Source organism: Vreelandella subterranea, assembly GCF_900111305.1.
In the GTDB taxonomy this organism is placed as follows: domain Bacteria; phylum Pseudomonadota; class Gammaproteobacteria; order Pseudomonadales; family Halomonadaceae; genus Vreelandella; species Vreelandella subterranea.
Genome location: NZ_FOGS01000021.1, coordinates 1 through 4,357 on the forward strand (window position 1 = coordinate 1; position 4,357 = coordinate 4,357).

Genomic DNA, 4,357 nt, shown 5'->3' on the forward strand with positions numbered 1-4,357 from the left:
CTTGGCGGTCCAGCGTTTGACTGAGGGTTCGTTGCTCATATCATCCTCCTGATAGCTGCACTATAGCCTGTGCAGCTCTGGAGGGGGTCACTTCACTGATACCGGTCGTGTGTGGTTCGCTGATGCGTAGGGAAAGGGTTAGCGGCGCATCTGCTGTGGGTATAGTGCTCTCAATTACGGCGATGGTGGTGATTGTAACGGGGGGTTAGAAATCAAAAAACGCTTATCTTAAATATACTTCAATATTTTACTGCTTACGTCCTTTTAAGAAAATTGCATTTTTACGCTGCCGTTCACCAATATGCCCTCAGCTGTTGAAGGGGATAAAACGAAAATTCTGCTTAAATACCTCCGCTCTCTATCTAACGGCACTAACACGCTGCGCTCTTGTAGAAGTTGACACAGCTCACTCATGCAGCTGTTAATAGAAACCACTTTTCCAGGGAAGCTAGCGAGCCTCAAAACCTTCCACCGCCTCTCTACCGATACGTTCCGAATTTCGCTCGTATTAGAGCCAGTAATAAGGCCGATAGTGTTCAGCCTACCGTTCATATTCGTGAGTTATTTCCTACACGTGTAAGATATTTCTTACAAAACATATCAGAACTTTCTTACAAAATATATCAGATTTTTCTTACACATTTGAATAAAAATAATTACTATATCTGTATTGACGTTTAATTGAATTAACGTCGTTGGTATAACCATACTCACTTAAACCGAGGTGCAACATGTCACATGAAACTCTTTGCCAAATCAACTTGGACACTATTGTCGGCTCTCTAGAAGCTTGCCTGCAATCTCCCGAATGTACTGACGGTGGAGGTGGAAATCTGGGCTAAACCTTCGTCCATACGACGGAGGGCTAATTTTAACAAGGAGTCCTAACATGTACCAACACACCAGAAACAGCAATACCTCTAATATCGAAGCACCATTATTCAACGCCCCTCTGAGTGCTTGCAAAGACTTCATACAATCCTTAAAAAAAAATAACATACGGCCAAGCTCCTTAGATATATTAAAGTCAGCTAGCATTACTAAAGAAATAGATCACTTATCCTCTAATATCATAGAAGATATATATACTGACATAAGCACGGCCCTACATGATACGTCTTGCGGAATAGTCGCACTTGACATTCCACAAGGAGTATCAAGCAACCCTACGCAGGATACACTTCTAGGTGCTATCATTGCCCAAGCAATAGTTAATAAATTTATGTCTCCCGCAATGGATAGAAGAAACAATGCCCCCTTCACACTCTACAATGCCTCTAAGGAGGGAGAGAGCAAATTAAAAGAAGCAGGATTAAAATTCTACTCGCCTGAAGAAAAATTAGGATTTCATACAGATGGGAGAATAGAAAACTCAAACGTTTACATACCTGATATATTATCCATATACAACCTCTTAATAGCCTATAAAAAAGCGGGAAGCTTTTACTGGCTTCCTTTTACTTTATGGAATGAGTTTGAGACTTACGCAGAAGCCATCGGCTGGAACGTTACCTATAAAACTGAATTAACACCTATAGTTTATCCTGGAAAAAATGGAGAGGTTGAAAATTTAGGGCAATCGCTTGTTAAAGCACCAATCTTTTATGACGACGGCGATAATAAATGCATGTTTTTAAACGGAGAGATAATTAAGAGTGAAATCGATATTGATAAAAAAAGGATAATTGATGATTTAAAAGATTCCATGCAGAAAAATACCCGTCGCTATTATATTCCTCAGCAACCAAGAAGAATAATCCTTATGAAGAACTCTGCAGGCGCACATTCACGAGACATCTTCAACGAATATATTTCTGGAACACGTTACACCCGCTCCTTTATGCGATCAATATCTTTAGAGGGAAAGCGAATAGGTATCACTTATCAGAGTTAACCAACTACCAACAGAGAATAAGAACGTTAACAAAGAGAACCATCATCATGTCATCAAGAAATCTTGACTTATATTTCTATGTAGCGTTCTTGTTCTTAACTTTTATGTCGATTGGCAGCAGTTTCGTCGTAATTGCATGGATAGCTGTTGAAGATAGCTCAATAGCAGTATTAGGTAGAATATTTCTTTTATCTAGTATTACTGGCATAGTTATTTCTATCGCAGGAGGAATACTTACAGACAGCTGGAACAGAAAGATCGTTGTTAGGTTAGGATTAATCACTCAGACAACTGCATTAGCAATCCTGCTATTTGGTATAACTCAGAGGCTTAATTTACCACCTTTCCTTTATTTATTCAGTGTACTAAACACTGCAAGTATGGCAGTAAAAGCAGGTGCGATAGACAGCATTTTCCAATCAATTATTTGTAAAGAAAAAAGAATTTCCATGTCTGTAAAAGTATCTATCATACGCCAGTTAGGGCTGGCCATTGGAATGGGAGGTAGTGGCTTTTTATTAGAACATACTAGTGCCAGTATTTGCGTTTCACTGTTGCTTATTGTGTCTACCATACGTTTTTTTATTAGCGAAAAATTCCTAATAAATTTAAAAAACATAAAAAATAGAAAATCCGCTAATCCTTTAAAACTTTGGACAGAAGGATTTTCATATGCAATTAGCGACAAAAATTTATATATTTCAATATTTGGAGTATCGTTAACTTTTTCAGTAGCACAAATGACTAATACGCTTATTCCCGGCTTCGTACAAAATGAGCTCTCCGCAAGCAGCAATGTGTATGGCTTATTAGAAATGGCTTGGTCTATTGGAGGAGGATCTATACTACTTATTGCCGCCTTCAAACGCTACCCTTCTACTCTAAAAAATTTTGAAGCGTTTCTTTTGTGCTTGCTTGGCAGTACAATGGTTGCCTTCTCTTTCTTACGTTTCATTCCTGCACTGATACTGCTCTATGCTATTATGGGAGGACTTTTTTCCATTACAAGAGCGCGATTCGACGGAAAATTATTAACACACTGTTCTGAAGACATGATTGGCAGAATTAGAGCCACCACCTCAGTTCTAACAAATTCGAGTGGTATGATTATATATCTCATACCAACTATATTCCCTATTACTTCTGTGTCTATCCTCTACACAACTTGGGGTGCTATTATCGTACTCGTGGGTTTCATAATATGGATTCTAAAGCCGACATGATAAAAATGTCATCGTGAACAAACAAAGAAAAAAGGTATGCACTATGAACAGCTATTTTCTTTAACTGTATACAGTCATTCACTATCTTATTGTGACTAATAATAGTGTAAACTGCGTATTTAGCCAAGTATATCATCGCAACCACTATGGCCTAAAATAGCCAAATCTTATCCAAATATATTAATAACGTGATAACCGGGCATGTATAAAAAAGTTCAGCAGGACAGAATCAAAATAGACTTGAGCGGAATAGTGCAATTGTCAGCTCTTCTAGGTGTGGTTTTATACCTTACGTTTATATATTTTTATTTTCACTTAATTGGACGCACCGATCTTTTTATAGCCTCACTGACGGAAAACAATTCTTTTGTATATCTTATTGTAATGACCCCCTGGTTTTTGCACACCCTACGCAGCTATTGCAGGGTGTGCTCGGGGCGCCACATAGCCTATGTGACTGATGTGGCCGTTCTTCGTTGTAGTACCGTATCCAGCGCCCGAGAACAGCTCTGGCTTGGCCCAACGACTCAAATCGATGCTGCCAGATGCACTCCTCCTTCAATGATCGGAAGAAGCGCTCGACAAGCCCGTTCTGCTCCGGTGTATACGGCGTCGTGAACTCCTGGGTGAGCCCATAGGCCTTAACTGTCGCCGTGTAATGCCGACTGCTGAATACGAGGCCATTATCCGATCTCAGTGCCAGAGGTTGATGAATACGACCCAGCGCGCCGAATCGAAACACCAGAGCCTCTTCCAGCGCGGCTTCGGCGGTCTTGCTGCTGCCATTGTCCGATAATCGCCAACCGAGAATTTCTCGCGTGCAGCAATCGATGATCACTGCCAGGCTGCCCCGTCGGTCCTTGCCGCACCAAACGTGCGTCAGATCGGTGGCCCAACGCTCATCCGGTCGTGTGGTCACTGACGGCAGGCTTCGGGCACGCGGCCGGAAGCCCTGCGGTCGCTTGCGTACCTGCCAGTTCTTCAGCTGCAGGATGCGTTGGATCGGTTTGCGGTTCTCACCCAGTACACACGCTAGACGACGATAGCCATAGGTGGGGAATCGCTCCAGAGCCAGCTTTACCCGAGTGGCCAGGTCGGTATTGATCACCCGTCGACGCGGTTTGGGACGATAGTACAGCGTCCGTCGGGGGAGCCCCAGCCACTGGCATAGCTTGACGAGTGATACCACGTGGCCCTCCTGGGCCAGTTCCGCCTGCAACGACCTTACGAGTTCTCGTCC

General features: G+C 42.2%; 3 protein-coding genes. 2 read left to right on the plus strand and 1 reads right to left on the minus strand.

Annotated elements, in window-relative coordinates; genetic code table 11:
- The first annotated feature begins 889 nt into the window (after window positions 1-889).
- Together BMX75_RS17845 and BMX75_RS17850 are read left to right on the plus strand one after the other, a co-directional pair.
- Window positions 890-1,894 (plus strand): hypothetical protein, encoded by a 1,005-nt coding sequence (locus BMX75_RS17845; RefSeq protein ID WP_092831059.1) that lies wholly within the window; start codon window positions 890-892, stop codon window positions 1,892-1,894.
- A gap of 47 nt (window positions 1,895-1,941) precedes the next feature.
- The gene (locus BMX75_RS17850; RefSeq protein WP_092831061.1) at window positions 1,942-3,117 is read left to right on the plus strand and encodes an MFS transporter; all 1,176 of its coding nucleotides are present in this window, start codon (window positions 1,942-1,944) and stop codon (window positions 3,115-3,117) included.
- Between the two features lie 376 nt (window positions 3,118-3,493).
- Here BMX75_RS17850 and BMX75_RS17855 read toward each other — a convergent pair.
- On the minus strand, window positions 3,494-4,357 hold an 864-nt coding region (locus BMX75_RS17855; protein ID WP_340148057.1), incomplete at its 5' end, for an IS3 family transposase.